18 protein-coding genes and 1 other RNA gene are annotated in these 15,582 nt (G+C 55.8%); 12 read left to right on the forward strand and 7 right to left on the reverse strand.

Features of this window, described 5'->3' with window-relative positions; translation table 11 throughout:
• Positions 1 to 2: 2 nt before the first annotated feature.
• Together ACODR9_RS16875 and ACODR9_RS16880 are read right to left on the reverse strand one after the other, a co-directional pair.
• Complete coding sequence (locus ACODR9_RS16875; protein WP_488810562.1) at positions 3 to 416, reverse strand: TerB family tellurite resistance protein; 414 nt, start codon at positions 414 to 416, stop codon at positions 3 to 5.
• A 17-nt stretch (positions 417 to 433) separates the two neighbouring features.
• A complete protein-coding gene (locus tag ACODR9_RS16880; protein WP_488810563.1) occupies positions 434 to 859 on the reverse strand; it encodes a thioesterase family protein in 426 nt (141 codons plus the stop codon).
• Positions 860 to 977: 118 nt separating this feature from the next.
• On the opposite strand from ACODR9_RS16880, the gene ACODR9_RS16885 reads away from it, so the two are divergent.
• Complete coding sequence (locus ACODR9_RS16885) at positions 978 to 1,427, forward strand: universal stress protein (RefSeq protein ID WP_089085375.1); 450 nt, start codon at positions 978 to 980, stop codon at positions 1,425 to 1,427.
• A gap of 102 nt (positions 1,428 to 1,529) precedes the next feature.
• Here the strand turns inward: ACODR9_RS16885 and ACODR9_RS16890 are convergent, their stop codons facing one another.
• Together ACODR9_RS16890 and ffs are read right to left on the reverse strand one after the other, a co-directional pair.
• The gene (locus tag ACODR9_RS16890) at positions 1,530 to 1,853 is read right to left on the reverse strand and encodes a helix-turn-helix domain-containing protein (RefSeq protein WP_089085376.1); all 324 of its coding nucleotides are present in this window, start codon (positions 1,851 to 1,853) and stop codon (positions 1,530 to 1,532) included.
• A 275-nt stretch (positions 1,854 to 2,128) separates the two neighbouring features.
• An RNA gene (ffs, locus tag ACODR9_RS16895) (signal recognition particle sRNA small type) lies at positions 2,129 to 2,227 on the reverse strand.
• Between the two features lie 177 nt (positions 2,228 to 2,404).
• Between ffs and argE the strand changes: the two genes are divergently transcribed.
• From argE to ACODR9_RS16910, 3 genes are all read left to right on the forward strand, one after another.
• On the forward strand, positions 2,405 to 3,586 hold the full coding sequence (argE, locus tag ACODR9_RS16900; protein WP_488810564.1) for an acetylornithine deacetylase: 1,182 nt from the start codon (positions 2,405 to 2,407) through the stop codon (positions 3,584 to 3,586).
• Between the two features lie 123 nt (positions 3,587 to 3,709).
• A complete protein-coding gene (locus ACODR9_RS16905) occupies positions 3,710 to 5,098 on the forward strand; it encodes a sodium-dependent transporter (RefSeq protein ID WP_488810565.1) in 1,389 nt (462 codons plus the stop codon).
• Positions 5,099 to 5,293: 195 nt separating this feature from the next.
• Positions 5,294 to 5,551 (forward strand): hypothetical protein, encoded by a 258-nt coding sequence (locus ACODR9_RS16910; protein ID WP_488810566.1) that lies wholly within the window; start codon positions 5,294 to 5,296, stop codon positions 5,549 to 5,551.
• Between the two features lie 2 nt (positions 5,552 to 5,553).
• Here the strand turns inward: ACODR9_RS16910 and ACODR9_RS16915 are convergent, their stop codons facing one another.
• Positions 5,554 to 6,135, reverse strand: coding sequence for a DNA-3-methyladenine glycosylase I (locus ACODR9_RS16915; RefSeq protein WP_488810567.1), 582 nt, complete (start codon positions 6,133 to 6,135; stop codon positions 5,554 to 5,556).
• Positions 6,136 to 6,177: 42 nt separating this feature from the next.
• A complete protein-coding gene (fliW, locus tag ACODR9_RS16920; RefSeq protein WP_488810568.1) occupies positions 6,178 to 6,621 on the reverse strand; it encodes a flagellar assembly protein FliW in 444 nt (147 codons plus the stop codon).
• A 190-nt stretch (positions 6,622 to 6,811) separates the two neighbouring features.
• On the opposite strand from fliW, the gene ACODR9_RS16925 reads away from it, so the two are divergent.
• The 4 genes from ACODR9_RS16925 to trhP all read left to right on the forward strand — a co-directional run bounded on the left by ACODR9_RS16925 (position 6,812) and on the right by trhP (position 9,844).
• Positions 6,812 to 7,633, forward strand: coding sequence for a ferritin-like domain-containing protein (locus tag ACODR9_RS16925; RefSeq protein WP_488810569.1), 822 nt, complete (start codon positions 6,812 to 6,814; stop codon positions 7,631 to 7,633).
• A gap of 48 nt (positions 7,634 to 7,681) precedes the next feature.
• A complete protein-coding gene (locus ACODR9_RS16930) occupies positions 7,682 to 7,897 on the forward strand; it encodes a hypothetical protein (RefSeq protein WP_488810570.1) in 216 nt (71 codons plus the stop codon).
• Positions 7,898 to 8,062: 165 nt separating this feature from the next.
• A complete protein-coding gene (locus ACODR9_RS16935) occupies positions 8,063 to 8,482 on the forward strand; it encodes a hypothetical protein (RefSeq protein WP_488810571.1) in 420 nt (139 codons plus the stop codon).
• A gap of 15 nt (positions 8,483 to 8,497) precedes the next feature.
• Complete coding sequence (gene trhP, locus ACODR9_RS16940; RefSeq protein ID WP_488810572.1) at positions 8,498 to 9,844, forward strand: prephenate-dependent tRNA uridine(34) hydroxylase TrhP; 1,347 nt, start codon at positions 8,498 to 8,500, stop codon at positions 9,842 to 9,844.
• Between the two features lie 447 nt (positions 9,845 to 10,291).
• On the opposite strand, the gene ACODR9_RS16945 is transcribed toward trhP, so the two are convergent.
• Positions 10,292 to 10,591, reverse strand: a complete 300-nt coding sequence (locus tag ACODR9_RS16945; RefSeq protein ID WP_488810573.1) for a hypothetical protein — start codon at positions 10,589 to 10,591, stop codon at positions 10,292 to 10,294.
• Positions 10,592 to 10,754: 163 nt separating this feature from the next.
• Between ACODR9_RS16945 and ACODR9_RS16950 the strand changes: the two genes are divergently transcribed.
• The 4 genes from ACODR9_RS16950 (at position 10,755) to ACODR9_RS16965 (ending at position 15,497) form a co-directional block, all read left to right on the forward strand.
• Entirely contained in the window at positions 10,755 to 11,855 is a 1,101-nt protein-coding gene (locus tag ACODR9_RS16950; protein ID WP_488810574.1) for a polyamine ABC transporter substrate-binding protein, read from the forward strand.
• 288 nt (positions 11,856 to 12,143) lie between these two features.
• Positions 12,144 to 13,052, forward strand: coding sequence for an ABC transporter permease subunit (locus tag ACODR9_RS16955; protein WP_488810575.1), 909 nt, complete (start codon positions 12,144 to 12,146; stop codon positions 13,050 to 13,052).
• Positions 13,053 to 13,057: 5 nt separating this feature from the next.
• A complete protein-coding gene (locus ACODR9_RS16960; RefSeq protein WP_488810587.1) occupies positions 13,058 to 13,894 on the forward strand; it encodes an ABC transporter permease subunit in 837 nt (278 codons plus the stop codon).
• Positions 13,895 to 14,021: 127 nt separating this feature from the next.
• Positions 14,022 to 15,497: a DUF3138 family protein gene (locus ACODR9_RS16965; protein ID WP_488810576.1), complete on the forward strand. Its 1,476-nt coding sequence runs from the start codon at positions 14,022 to 14,024 to the stop codon at positions 15,495 to 15,497.
• The last annotated feature ends 85 nt before the right edge of the window (positions 15,498 to 15,582 follow it).

A 15,582-nucleotide genomic window follows, 5' to 3' on the forward strand; every position in this document is an offset into this window, starting at 1 on the left:
GTTCAGCGTACGAACTGGCGTTCCAGATCTTCCAGGCTGATATTCCACTCTTTCATCATGTGGCGCAGCAGGACGATTTCCGGATCGCTGATGGTGCCGTCAGACTTGCTGATGTCCATGGCCAGTACGCAGGTGAGAATGCGTTTGTTCGGATCGGTCACTTCCGCCAGCATGGCTTCGATGCGGTCAGTGTCCAGCAGATGGATGGTGCCATCCTGTTCTGCTTCATCCGAAATATCGTCACAGTAGTCGACCAGCACCTGGGCAAACTGTTTGCGAGGCAGGTTGATAAGGTCGTAGACGTTGACGTCTTCCAGCAAGTCCAGCTCGCGCGGATCCATATTGCCATCGGAAATCATGAACATTGCCAGCAAACGGGCAATAGCCTGCGGACTATTGGTTGGATATGGACGCATCACGGAATCCCCTGTTGTTATTGATTGAGTCTTGTGACGAAGGCCGGCGGCATAACTGCCACCTGACGGGTCTGGTAGTCGAAAAAGACGATTCCCGTCTTCAATCTTGCCACTTCTTTGCCGCTGTTGCTATCGATAGCCTGGTAGACGATGTCCAGCCCGTACTTGTTGGGGTCAGCGATGCCCAGATTGAAAACCAGGCTGTCACCATGAAAGGCCTCGGCCCGGTACATTACCGCAGCATCTGCCATGATAATGCCAGAACCCTCGACATCCAGTTCGCTGTAGCCCATGCTCTTGAGCCAGCGCAAGCGCGCTTCGTGTGCCAGCCGCAAAATGGCATCGTTGGCCATGTGGCCGCCGTAGTTGATGTCGCCGATGCGGACATCCATGCTTGTCTGGTAGATGAACTGCTCTGGCAGTGCAATCTTGATACGGGCCATGATTTCACCTGAATAAAATGACGTTCAGTCTAATCGACTGTCTTAATCTGCATCAACCGCTAGCGGGCATGGTTTGATAGACTGAATGCATAGTAGCAACACACACAAGGAGAGGGTTATGTACCAACGCATTTTCGTGCCGGTGGATGACAGCGACACTTCCAACCTTGCCCTGGCCGAAGCATGTCGGCTGGCCAAGAGCATGAACAGCACCATCCGGCTGGTGCACGTGGTGGATCTGGCCCAGTTTGGCTGGGGCGGTACCGAATTTCTGGACGCGGCAGAACTGCAAAAGTCCATCAAGCAGGCGGGCGAGCAGGTGTTGGGTCAGGCGCAGGCGCAGGCTGTGGCTGCGGGGCTGACTCCGGAAGTGAAGATTCTGGAAAGCTGGGGCGACAAGATTGCCTCGGTGCTGCTGGATGATGCCAATAGCTGGGGTGCAGACCTGGTGGTGATGGGAACCCACGGCTGGAGCGGTTTGATGCATATCCTGATGGGTAGTGTTGCCGAGGGCCTGCTCAAGCAGGCAGATGTGCCGGTGTTGCTGGTGCGTAATGCCGGCGAGTAAGCGTAGCAGCCCGGCCGGTTCTGGGGGCGGGCAGGCATGAAAAAGGGCAGCAGCGCTCACCTTGCATGATGAGCGCTGCTGCCCTTTGGCCCAAAACAACAATTAGCTTGCGGTGGCTTCGCTGCTGCCTTCCTGGGCTTCCATCTTGGCACGTACTGCCTTGCGCAGGCTCTTGTACAGGTCAGGGTGGGTTTCCTTCAGGTACTCGACGATTTCGAAGTCTTCGCGACGTACCTTGGACAGGTCGATCTGCTCAACGTGAACCAGACGCAGCAGTTCGCGTACTGGTTTGGGCATGTTGCGACCGCTTTCATAGCGAGAACCGCCAGACTGGGTTACGCCAATGCGGCTCCAGAATTCTTGCTGGTTAAGGCCAAGCTTGCGGCGGATTTCACGCGGATTGGTGATTTTTTCAAAGAGTTTCATGGGTTGTTCCTCTTAAAAGGCTAAACAGTATTGTATTGAATTATTGTTTTGGCTTAGGACACTGCCCTATGTCCTAAAAATAGCAAAGAAAATCCATAAGGAATAATCTGATTTGAAAAAAATCATTAAGTTCCATGAAGGATTACATACGCATGCTTGCTATGTTAGCGTATTCTTATCTATGAATACAATGGAATGAACTCCATTTGGCCGAAAAATGGTAGCTGCATGTCGTAAACATGTACACAGATGAAGGAAAAGCTAAGAAGGGGAGGGGTGGCGAGCCTGACCCTCGGCACTTGTACTAAGTAACTATGGCTGCTTCCTTCCGGACCTGACCAGGTTTGCTACCGTACAATGCGAGGAGACCCGCCGTAGAAGAGTGCGAATAATAGCGGGTTTCATTCTGTTTGCCAAGCGGGATATGCTGCCAGCGCCGTCCGCGCCCGGCGAGGGGCGTGCATCCGCATTTTTGTGTACGGCATATTGCCGTCTGCCGGGCAGTCGGGGCAGACTTCGCCCTATACCGCATTTGTCTACAGGATTGCGCCATGTCTTCTTCCTACCTTTCCCTGCTGCGCACCTTGGTGGCGTTTGATACCACCAGCCGCCATTCCAACCTGGAGCTGATTGACTGGGTCAAGCAGTATCTTGCAGCGTATGGCGTTGCATGCCAGCTCACGCTAAATGACGAAGGAAGCAAGGCCAATTTGTTTGCCCGTATCGGTTCAGCTGATCAGCCGCTGTTGCTGCTGTCGGGTCATACCGATGTGGTGCCGGTTGATGGTCAGGCATGGACATCGCCCCCGTTCGAGCTAACCGACAAAGGTGATGGCCGCTGGTATGGGCGGGGTTCTGCTGACATGAAGGGCTTTATTGCCTGCGTGTTGTCTCATGTGCCGCACTGGGTTGGGCTGGCGGAGCAGGGGCGCTTGCGACAGGGTTTAGGCATTGCGCTGTCTTATGATGAGGAAGTCGGTTGCCTGGGTGTGCCACGGCTGATTGACGGTCTGTTGCAGGACAAGGTGGCTGTGGCTGGTTGCATTATCGGCGAGCCTACCTCAATGCGGCCGGTGGTGGCGCATAAAGGCATTGCCCATTATCACTGCCATGTACAAGGTCGCGCCGCGCACTCCTCGCTGACGCCCCAGGGGGTCAATGCCATCGAATATGCCGCACGGCTGATTACGCATGTGCGCCGACTGGCAGATACCGAGGCTTCTTTCGGCCATCATCAGCCTTTATATGATGTGCCGTTCACCACGCTGCAAACCGGCACCATTCACGGCGGTACCGCCAATAATATCGTTCCCAAGGATTGCGAGTTCACTTTCGAATGCCGCTGGCTTCCTGGCGATGATCCGCAACGCTTTGTCGATTCGGTACGGGATTATGCCGACAATCTATTGCTGGAAATGCGCCAGGTGGCTGCCGAAGCGGATATCAGTATTGCCCCCCGCGTGTACTGCCCGGCTTTCGAGGCCACGCCGGACAGCGAAGTACTGCATTATGTGGAAAAACTGTGCGCCTGCCATGGCGGTGATGGTGTTGCCTACACAACGGAAGCCGGGGTGTTCCATGCTGCAGGAATACCTTGCGTGGTGCTGGGGCCGGGTTCGATTGAGCAGGCACATCGCCCGGATGAGTTTATTGAGGAGAGTCAACTGGCTGCCTGTTTTGACTGGCTGGCCCGGCTGACCAAGGAGTTGTGTCGCGTGCAGGATCCGGCCTGACAAATAATTTTGCATGGTCTGGCAAATCACTTCAGAATCGCCGCTCCGGTGACCCCGGAATCCGTGGCACCCGTTCAGGTTATCGCTTGAACGGGTTTGAATTTTGTCGTAATGAGAGAGCAAATGACACAGGACAGCAGATCCTCGGCCTCCACTGGCGCCGGCAAGGCGCGTGACGGTTTTACCTCCAGCTTTGGTGTACTGGCAGCAACACTGGGCTCGGCCGTAGGCCTTGGCAATATCTGGAAGTTTCCCTACCTGACCGGTACCAATGGCGGTGCCGGTTTCCTGATCGTTTACGTTTGCGCCACCTTGCTGGTGGGCCTGCCAGTAATGATTTCCGAAATCATGCTGGGGCGTCGGGCCAAGTCCGATGCGGTAACCGCGCTCAAAAAACTGGCACCAGCCGGCCAGCCTTGGTGGCTGATCAGCGCCTTTGGCGTGTTGTCGGCTTTCCTGATCATGGCTTTCTATTCCGAAGTGGCGGCCTGGGTATTCGCTTATGTATTCAAGGCCATTGGCGGTGGCATCCTGTCTAGTGATCCCAAGGTAACGTCGGCGGCATTCGGTTCGCTGATTGCCGACCCGGTACAGTCACTGCTGTGGCAATGGCTGGTGCTGGCGCTGATTGGTGGCATTTTGCTGATGGGCGTGGCCAAGGGGATTGAGGCGGTCACCAAGAAGCTGATGCCGGTGCTGTTTTTGCTGCTGGTGGTCATCGGCGTGCGCAGCCTGATGCTGCCTGGTGCCATGCAGGGGGTGAGCTTCCTGTTTACGCCTGATTTTTCCAAGATTACCGCCGGTGTGGTGCTGACCGCAGTGGGCTTGGCATTTTTCAAGCTATCCATTGGAATGGGCACCATGATGACTTATGGCAGTTACTTCCGCGATGATCAGAACATTCCGGCCACTACCCTGCGGGTGATGTGCGCCGATCTGTTTGTGTCCATGCTGGCTGGCATTGCCATCTTCCCGGCGGTGTTTGCCTTTGGCTTCAAGCCGGAAGCAGGGCCGTCGCTGTTGTTCATCACCATTCCGGCGGTGTTTGCCAGCATGCCCATGGGGCAGCTGTTCATGGTGGCCTTCTTTATTCTGGCCGCTATTGCTTCTACTGGTGCGATGCTGTCTATCCTGGAAGTGCCGGTATCGGTACTGAGCGAGCGTTTTGGTATCAGCCGCCCCAAGGCAACGGTGATTAATCTGTTGGTGTTGGCACTGTTTGGCGCGACTTGTGCCTTGTCCAATAGCACCATGGCCGATTTCAAGCTGTTCGGCATGACCATGTTCGACCTGTTCGACTTTGTGACTTCCAACATCCTGATGCCGCTGGGCGGTATTTTCCTGTGTCTGTTCGTGGGCTGGGTGTGGGGTTTTGATCGCCTGAAAGCGGCCTTGTCCAATGAGGGGCAGCTACACAACGAGAGCCTGGTGCGCGTGTTGCTGGTGGTGGTGCGCTTTGTGTCGCCGCTCTTGATTCTGGTGGTGATGCTCAAAGGACTGAAGTTGTTCTGAGTCGGCATCTGCCTGCTGCTTTTGCAGTCGACAAAAGGACCATCCGTGACGGGCGGTCCTTTTTTATTGCCGACGTTGCAATTTTGCACTGACAGAAGTCAAAGATTTTTACGAATAGTCTTTTAACTAGATTTGATGAATAAAGCATGAAATGATGGCAGCTCACCGCATACCCGTTCCGGGGAAAGGCTATGCATGCCTCAGGTCAAGCCCCTGATTTTTACCCTGCAGCAACTGGACATTCCCGAGCAGCTGCATGCCCTGTGTCGTGAATTGTCGGCGCTGGTGCCGGAGCGGCTGGAAGGGCCTTGGTCGGAAGAGGAGGTGCGTGAGCTGATTGAGGGCTGGCGCATGATGGCATTCTGCCAGGAGGATGAATGTGTGCGCGCCCACCCGTTTCATTCGGCCGATGGGCTGTTGCATACCGTGGTATTCGATACCTGTCCGGCCTGATTTCAGCCCGGCTGGTATTGTGGATGCAGGTGACAGCCCTGCAAATGGTCGTTGATCACGCCGGTGGCTTGCAGGTAAGCATAGATCACGGTGCTGCCGACAAAATTCATCCCGGCCTTTTTTAGTTCCCGACTGATGTTGTCCGATAGCTCGGACGTGGCGGGGCTATCGGCCATTGACTGCCAGTGATTCACCAGGCTGCCGCCGTCAGTGTGTGCCCATAGCCACTGATCAAAGCTGCCATGCTGTTGCTGCAGCTGCAGGAATACCCGTGCATTACGGATGGCGCTACGTATTTTCAGCCGGTTGCGCACGATGCTGCTGTCCAGCATCAGGCGCTCCACGTCCTCTTCGCTCATCTGCGCCACTTTTACCGGATCAAAACCGTAAAAAGCCCGACGATAGCCTTCACGCTTGCGCAGGATGGTGATCCATGACAAGCCCGCTTGAGCACCTTCCAGAATCAGCATTTCAAACAGCTTGTGTTCATCGTGCTGCGGACGGCCCCATTCTTCATCGTGGTAGGTAACATAGAGCGGATCATCGCCGCACCAGGGGCAGCGGGGCAAAGAGGCTTGGGGCATGCGGTACTCCAGATGGCCCGGTAATGACCGGGCCGGGCGGGATCAGGCCAGGTTGTGCATCAGGATGTCGCAGGACAGGCCGGTTTTTTGCAGGCCCTGACGGCTGGCCAGGTTGATGATCAGCGGGTTGCGGATATTGGCTTTCAGTTCGCCCAATGCCGGATGGGATTCGGACTCGGATTGTTCCTGATACAGCAGTACCAGAATGACGGCGTCTTCCGGCTTGCTCAGTTCCAGCCGGGAAACTTCTTCATCACTCAGTTCCACTTCGTAGCGCACACCCAGTTGGGCCGGGTGGGTCACGCTCAGGGTGATGCCTGCATCGTTCAGCGACTGCATCCAGAATACCGACGGATTATCACTGTCTGCATTATGGAACAGCTTGAACTGGGTGCAGTTTTCCAGGGCCGGGATGCCTTGGGCAAAATTGATGATGGCGCTTTCATCCACTTCTACGGTGCCGAGTTGGCTGGAATTAAACAGCATGATGTTCTCCCTGTGGCAGATGCCCGCATTATGCATCAAGCCTGCGCTGGCGACGATGCTGTTGTGCTGGATGCTGCCATGTCTTCCGCCTGCGAGCAGGAAATGCGCTGCTGCTGGGTCATATTTTTATTGGCACGCAATTGGGTGCTGGATCGCCCGATTGCGGTGCAAGCCGTTAGAATGCTGCACCATGATGAATCCTTCTTCTTTGTATCCGCAGATCGAAGCAGCGCTGTGCAGCTGTGAGGTGACCGCCAAGCTGGCCGCCGCCGAGGCTATTCATGCCGCATGGCAGGCCGGTCAGCTGCAACGGCTGGATGCGCCCTTGTCGCGCTTGCCGGTGGCCGGACATCCGCCAAGGCCGGAACTGGTGCATGCCACCAAGGTGCCGAGACGTCGTCCCGGCTCGCCGCTGGGGCAGCCGGCCATGTTGCATGCCATTGCCCATATCGAATTCAATGCGGTCAATCTGGCACTTGACGCCGCCTGGCGCTTTCGCGACATGCCAGATGCCTATGTGGGCGACTGGCTGCGCATTGCCGCCGAAGAGGCGCGCCACTTCCGGCTGTTGCAGCAGCGCTTGCAGCAACTGGGCTATGACTATGGTGATTTTCCGGCGCATAACGGTTTGTGGGATATCTGCCACCATACCGATCACGACGTGCTGGTGCGCATGGCACTGGTGCCCAGGGTGCTGGAGGCGCGCGGGCTGGATGCCAGTCCGGAGCTCAAGCGCAAGCTGGCGAATATTGGCGATCATGACAGCGTGGCCATTCTGGACATCATCCTGCAGGATGAAATAGGCCATGTGCAGGTTGGTAATCACTGGTTTCACTGGCTGTGCCGTGCGCGGCAACTGGACCCGGTGTCCACGTTCAGTAATCTGCTGGCCGAGCACGACCTGACCGCTCATCGCGGCAGTTACAATCTGGATGCCCGCCGCAGTGCCGGTTTTACTGAAGCAGAGCTTGAATGGCTACAGCAGTCCAAGTCCGAGCACGCGGCTGGGTGACGGGCTTGCCATCAATCGGTCAGGCAGTTTATCCGCATGGAGAGTGCAATGATTTTACGGTTCATTCAGCGTCTGCGCTGCCAGCGCAAACAATTGTTTATCGGCTTGCTGGGGGCGACGTTGTCTTTTGTGCTCAGTGCTGCAGTCATGAGTGGGCTGAGCTTGGCGCAGTCGCCGCTGCTGATGGTTTGCTGGGGTGTGCTGATGCTGTTGTCCCTGTTGGTGCAGTTGCTGATGCTGGTGTTGCTGGCCAAAAAACCATAAGGGAAAAATGGCATTGAAAACAGGGATTTAATGCTGGCTGCGCCTTGGGTTTAATGCTTGACGGTGCTGGTATAGGCGGCGCATAATCGCGCCGCAACATATTTAGAAAAGGCCCCTGATACGGCGGGGCCTTTTTGTTTTTACAGTTTTCGGAGACCCCGACTCATGGACTACCAGGCGTTTTTGCGTCAGTTGGAATCCAGTACGCTGCCTGCATCCGAGTTTACCCACCAGGCGCATTTGTATGCTGCCTGGGCCTATCGTCGGCAATACCCGGCGGCAGAGGCTGCGGCACGCTGTGCGCGGGCATTGTCCCGTTATGCCATGGCGCAGGGGGCGGCCGAGAAATACCACCACACCGTCACCATGTCGCTATTGTCCATTTTGTACCACCGCGCCCAGCAGACGCCGGCGCTGGTAGAGGATTGGCCTGCTTTCCTGGCGCAGTGTGACGATGTCCTGCAGGACGCCAGAGCCGTCCTGCTCGCATATTATTCGGATGACAGGCTGAACCAGGATGCATCGCGCCGTGCTTTTGTGCCGCCGGATCGCATGCCGCTGCCCATTGCCTGTCTGTCTCATTAAGAAAGCCAAGCCACTATGTTAAAAGCCCCGGAATTGCTGCTGCCCGCCGGCACGCTGGACAAAATGCGTGCTGCCTACGATTTTGGTGCCGATGCGGTTTACGCCGGCCAGCCGCGCTATTCGCTGCGCGCACGTAATAACGACTTCAAGCTCGAAGAGCTGAAAACCGGCATCGACGAAGCCCACGCCCGAGGCAAGCTGTTTTTTGTGGCCAGCAACCTGTTGCCGCACAACAGCAAGATCAAGACCTATATGGCAGACATGGAGCCGGTGATTGCCATGAAGCCCGATGCGCTGATCATGGCCGACCCTGGTCTGATCATGATGGTGCGCGAGCGCTGGCCGGAAGTGCCGATCCACCTGTCGGTACAGGCCAATACCGTTAATTACATGGGCGTAAAGTTCTGGCAGAAGCTGGGTGTGTCACGCATTATTCTGTCGCGCGAACTGAGCCTGGACGAGATTGCCGAAATCCGCCAGGAATGCCCCGATATCGAGCTGGAAGTGTTTGTGCATGGCGCGCTGTGCATTGCCTATTCTGGCCGCTGCCTGCTGTCGGGCTACTTCAATCACCGCGACCCCAATCAAGGCACCTGTACCAATGCCTGTCGCTGGGATTACAAGATGCACGATACCCAGGGTGACGACGCTGGCGATGTGCAAACCATCAAGCTGGACTTCAACAAGGCACTGGAAGAAGCCAACCAGAGCTTTGCCGCCTGTGGTGGTGCCGAACGTCACCCGCTGGCCGACAAGACTTATCTGATTGAAGAGGGCAGTCGTCCGGGCGAGCTGATGCCCATCATCGAAGATGAGCATGGCACTTACATCATGAACTCCAAGGACCTGCGTGCGGTGGAGCAGGTGGAAAAACTGGTGAAGATAGGTGTCGATTCGCTCAAGATCGAAGGCCGCACCAAGAGCTTGTACTACGTGGCGCGTACCGCCCAGGTATATCGCCAGGCTATTGATGATGCCGTGGCCGGTCGCCCGTTTGACCTGGGCCTGCTGGCCGAGCTGGATGGCCTGGCCAATCGCGGCTATACCCCGGGCTTCCTGGAGCGTCACCAGACGCAGGATTACCAGAACTATCTGGATGGCCATTCCAAGGCAAAGCAAAGCCAGTATGTGGGCGATGTGCTGGAAGTGGATGCCGATGGCTGGGCACTGGTTGAGGTGAAAAACCGCTTTGGCGTGGGCGACCGTATTGAGGTTATCCATCCGCGTGGCAATCGCATCGTGCAGCTGACACAGATGACGCGTAACGGCATAGCGGTCGATCTGGCGGCTGGTAATGGCATGCAGGTGCGCATTCCCGATATGGCCGGCATGGAAAAAGCACTACTGGCACGGTTGATCTGATCAAATATAAGCCAGCACAAAGTTTTTGCTAAAACGTGAGCGGATTGCCTGTAGGGGCAATCCGCTTTTCTTTGCCATGCAGACACGTCGGTAAGTAGCCAGATTTGATCTGTGGCAAATCTGCCTCATTTCACTGCAGCAGAAGAAAAAACTTTTTTTGTCTACCGGACAGCAACGGGCTGCGTTGAATCGTTAGCCCCTCGTGCATTCCTTGTCTTGCCGCTTCCCGGGCCACATGAGCACACCTGGATGCTAAACCCTTGAAACACCAAGCGGGCTGCGGGTTTTGATCATATGTAATAGTAATTTTGGGCGTATTGACAGGCTTGTGGCCGATAAATGATCAGATGTGTGAGATGGCAAACTTGTTGGGGCGTCAAGAGCCTGCCCGGCTGGTTTTTTTTGCGATGCGCAAAAAATTCATGTTGCGGCTGAATGTCTTTGTGGTTAAAAAGCTGTAACACCTCGCCACGAATTGTGGATTTTATTAAACATTACCGAGGTGGAATCTACAACGGAGGAGGCCAGGTCATGCATGTCATGGCCTGTGCGGAAGCAGGAAGAGGGCAGGCGGATTTGTTTGCTGCCTATCGCGCCGGCTTCCACGGGTTTCCTGCGATAACAATAAATGTGAAAGGCTGGCAGCAGTAAGTTGCCTTGTCCTTCGTCTCTTGCCTGACTGGTGTCACATTCATCTGGATTGGAAATAGCCAGAATGGATAGGATGGGGTTATAAATGTTGTGCACGAATATTGCTTAGCAAATATGCGTGCCGCTTTTGCCCGGGTTTGGCACTGGCCGGATATGAGGGGGAATCCCCGACCGGTCAATATGAGGTGCAGTTCATCAGGTCCCTGACGTCCCCAGACACAGGGAGTTTATGGTCTTGCAATACATTAGGAAGCCTGTAATGAAGAAGAAACTTGTCAAGAAAGTGCTGTGTTCGCTGCTTCTGCTGTTGCCAAGTGCTGGCGTTCTGGCAGAAGACAAGATACTGAATGTCTACAACTGGTCCGACTACATTGCCAAGAGCACCATTCCTGGCTATGAAAAGCAGACCGGTGTGAAGGTCAAGTACGACGTTTACGACAGCGATGACACCCTGCAAGCCAAGATGCTGACCGGTCGCGCCGGCTACGACATCGTGGTTCCAACTTCCAACTTCATGGCCAAGCAGATCGAAGCTGGCATCTACCAGAAGCTGGACAAATCCAAGATCCCTAACCTGGCCAATCTGGACAAGGCGCTGATGGCCAAGATTCAGGATGCCGACCCGGGCAATGCCCACGGCGTACCCTGGGCTTATGGTACGGATGGCCTGGGTTACAACTTCACCAAGGTCAAGGCCATTCTGGGTGCCGGTGCACCGCTGGATAGCTGGGACATCCTGTTTGACCCGAAATACGTTTCCAAGCTGAAGGGCTGCGGCGTGTCGGTGCTGGATCAGGCCAACGACGTGTTCGCTGTGGCGCTGCACCATCTGGGCAAGGACCCGAACAGCAAGAACCCGGCTGACTACCAGGCCGCCTTCGAACTGCTGAAGAAAATCCGCCCCTATATCACCCAGTTCAACTCTTCCGGCTACATCAATGACCTGGCCAATGGCGATATCTGCCTGGCGCTGGGCTGGTCTGGCGACGTTAACATTGCCAAGCACCGTGCCGCCGAAGCCAAGCGTACTTACCAGCTGGGTTATGTGATTCCGAAGTCTGGTGCACCGATCTGGTTTGACGTGATGGTGATCCCGAAAGATGCACCGCACGTGGAATCCGCCCTCAAGTGGATCAACTACATCCAGAATCCGGAAGTCAATGCCGCGATTACCGACGAGGTGTTCTACCCGACTGCCAATGCGGCAGCGCGCAAGTACGTGAAGCCGGAAATCGCCAACGATCCGTCCATCTATCCGCCTGAATCGGTCATGAAGACCTTGTTCCTGCTCAAGCCGCTGCCGGCTGACATCATGCGTCTGCAGAACCGTCTGTGGACTCAGTTGAAGACTGGCCGCTAAACCGCGTCCCGGCCTGGTGGGGCAGTTGCTCCACCAGGCCCCGACAGCACGGCCCGCGCTGCTGCGGTGGCGGCAGGGCTGATGCACAGGCCGCTTGCTGTGGTATACCAGCCACGGCAAACGGTTAGAAAAAAGTATGTGGAGTGAGGGTTGCAAACCGGTCCGACAGGGTCGGCTTGCAGTGAAACGTAAGTCATCACATCAGGGCGAGTCGTGACAGGGCCTTGATATGATGGCTGTAAAGATGGGCTTGGCAAGCCGGTCCCACCGGCCAAGTGGTGCTAAATCATGAAAAGTCTCAAATTCAATCGATGGTTACCGTCCGGCAGGACAACCGTCATTGGTGTACCGTTTTTATTCCTGTTTGTATTTTTCCTGCTGCCTTTCCTGTTGGTAGTGGGTATCAGCTTCTCGCAGCAGCAACTGGGTATTCCACCCTATACGCCGCTGACCAAGATGGAAGACGATGTCTTCACCCTGGTACTCAATATCGGTCACTACAAGTTCATGCTGGGTGACGACCTGTATTTCGCCACCTATATCAGCTCGGTGAAGATGGCGTTTGTCTCCACCTTGCTGTGTCTGCTGATCGGCTATCCCATGGCCTATTACATCGCCCGCGCGTCCGAATCTGCTCGTGACACGCTGATGATGATGGTGATGCTGCCGTTTTGGACTTCCTACCTGATTCGCGTGTATGCCTGGATCGGTATTCTCAAGAACGATGGTTTTCTCAATCAGTTCCTGATGTGGCTGGGGGTGATCGATACGCCGCTGCGCCTGTATCACACCAACTGGGGTGTGTATATCGGCATGGTGTTTTCCTACCTGCCGTTCATGATCATGCCGCTGTATTCGCATCTGGTAAAAATGGACTTGCGTCTGCTGGAGGCTGCCTACGATCTGGGTGCCCGTCCGTGGAAGGCCTTCGTGCAGGTGACCCTGCCGCTGTCCAAAAACGGCATCATCGCCGGTAGCTTGCTGGTGTTCATTCCGGCGGTGGGCGAGTACGTGATTCCGGAACTGCTGGGTGGTTCGGATACGCTGATGATTGGTCGCGTGATGTGGGATGAGTTCTTCAACAATATGGACTGGCCGATGGCGGCTACCGTGACTTGCGCGATGGTGCTGCTGCTGCTGGTGCCAATGGCCATGTTCCAGCATTACCAGGCAAAAGCGATGGAGGAAGTGAAATGAGCACCATGAAACCCAGCAAACCGCTGTCTTATGCGGTACTTGGCTTCGGCTACTCTTTCCTGTATCTGCCCATTCTGTTGCTGATCATCTACTCGTTCAACGAGTCCAAGCTGGTGACGGTATGGTCGGGGTTCTCCACCAAATGGTACTGGGCGCTGCTGGAAGATGACGAGCTGATCACGGCGGCCTTGCTCAGTATCAAGATTGCCCTGATGACGGCCACGGCATCGGTGGTGGTGGGGACCTGGGCCGGCTTCGTGCTGGCGCGCCTTAACCGCTTCCGCCTGTTTCCGCTGTTTGCCGGCATGGTAAACGCGCCGCTGGTGATTCCCGAGGTGATTCAGGGTATTTCGCTGCTGCTGCTGTTTGTAGCCATGGAGCAGACACTGGGTTGGCCGGAAGGTCGCGGGGTATTCACCATCTGGATTGGTCACGTGATGCTGTGTGTGTCCTATGTAGCCATCATCGTGCAATCCCGGGTACGTGAACTCAACCGCTCGCTGGAAGAAGCGGCCATGGATCTGGGCGCGCGTCCGCTGAAGGTGTTCTTTGTGATCACCCTGCCGCTGATTTCCCAGGCACTGGTGTCCGGCTGGCTGCTGTCCTTCACCCTGTCGCTGGACGACCTGGTGCTGACTGCCTTCCTGTCCGGCCCGGGTTCCACCACGCTGCCCATGGTGGTGTTCTCCCGAGTGCGTCTGGGGCTGAACCCGGAAATGAATGCTCTGGCCACGCTGTTTATCGTGGTGGTGTCGGTAGGGGTGGTCGCCGGCAACCTCTACATGCGTTCGGTGCAGCGCAAGCGCGATCGCGAAATGCAGTTGGCTTTCATGCAGGCCTGAACTAACGGGGAAGTTGTGTAATGACCACGGGGTGGCAGGTGGGATGTCAGATTCCGGTTGCTGCCCCGTTTTTTATCCAAAGCGTAGGAGAAGTGCTGTTCATGCGGTAGTACAAGGGAGAAATGAAATGAAGAAATTGTTGATCAGCGCACTGATCGCAGGTCTTCCCGGCATGGCCATGGCCGATGCCAAGGGAGACGAAATCGCCAAGCTCAAGGCCCAGTTAGAGGCCCTGCAGGCGCAAATGCAGCAACTGCAGCAGGCGGTGAATGCCGCCACGGCTGCCAAGGCTCCGGAGGCGGATGACAGCACCGAGCTGAAGCAGCGTGTGGCCGGCATGGAAATGAAGGTGGACAAGCTGACCACCGACGCCAGCGAAGGTCCGATTGCCGGTTTGAGCATTACCGGTTACATGGACCCGACTTATGTTGCCAGCCGTCTGGGCCGGAGCGCCGGTTTCCAGTTTGTTAATCACAGCAACCAGTATGCTTACACCAATAGCACCTTTGGCGATGTCTATCTGGATATCAAGAAAACCTTTGGTGTCGGCCCGCTGGCACCCAGTGCCGAAGTCAGCATCCTGCCGAACCGTGGTTCCGGTAACAATCTGCTGACCAGCGGTGGTACCAGCAGTGCCGGTAACAACATCATCAATACCGCCATCATCAACTTCCCGGTATCGGATACCACCCAGTTGGTAGCCGGCCTGATGAACAGCTTTGGTGGTTACGAAGTGCAGCAATCCAACCAGATGAACACCATCACCCATGGCTTGCTGTATGACTTCAGCGATCCGGGCAGCTATGTGGGTGCTGGCTTCAACTGGGCGCATGGTGCATGGGCCACCAAGTTCATGATTGCCAACGAGCAGTTCCACACCAACCCGAACAGTGCAACCGACTCCGGTACCCATACCCATAGCAACAGCACCCCGACAGTGACTGGCCGTGTCGATTACACCATGACCAGTAATCTGGACATTGGTGGCTCGATGAACGTTGGCCGTCAAAGCCTGTTTGTGCATAACACGAACAATACTGCTGACAATACCTATGGTTATCAGGGAACGTCCAACAGCGCCTACGGTGCCTACTACTTTGGCGAGCTGGACATGACGCTGACGGGTACTGACAGTGTCTACAACGCCGAAATCGACTATGGTCGCCAGAAGCAGGCCGCCTGGAATGGTGGCGATGCCGTATGGTGGGGTTTCTCTATGCTGGCGCACCAGAAATGGAATTCCGACTGGTTTGGCCGCATGGGTGCCACCCTGCGCTATGACTACCTGAATGACAGCAAGAACGGCGGCGGTGGCGGCGGTATTGCACTGGGTCAAGCCAGTGGTGTGGATGGCACCAACGGCTTTGGCATTTCGCAAGCCTGCTACAACAACAGCGTAGCCAATGGTGGCAATGGTACAGACTGCTCCGGCGCTACCCGTCAGGCGTTGACCGCAGCCTTGCTGTTCTACCCGACCGACCAGCTGACCCTGAAGATGGAAATCCGTCACGACTGGGCCAACCGCGACGTATTCCTGCGCAGCGATGGCAACTATCGCAAGAGCAACGATATCTTCGCGGCTCAGGCGGTATACAGCTTCTGAGCGGCAGCCTGCATCTTGCCTGCAATGGCCTCCTCTGGAGGCCATTTTTCATGCGGCCTCTTGCCAAATGGCCAGGCTGGCTGCA

It is taken from the genome of Aquitalea sp. FG25 (genome assembly GCF_057809375.1).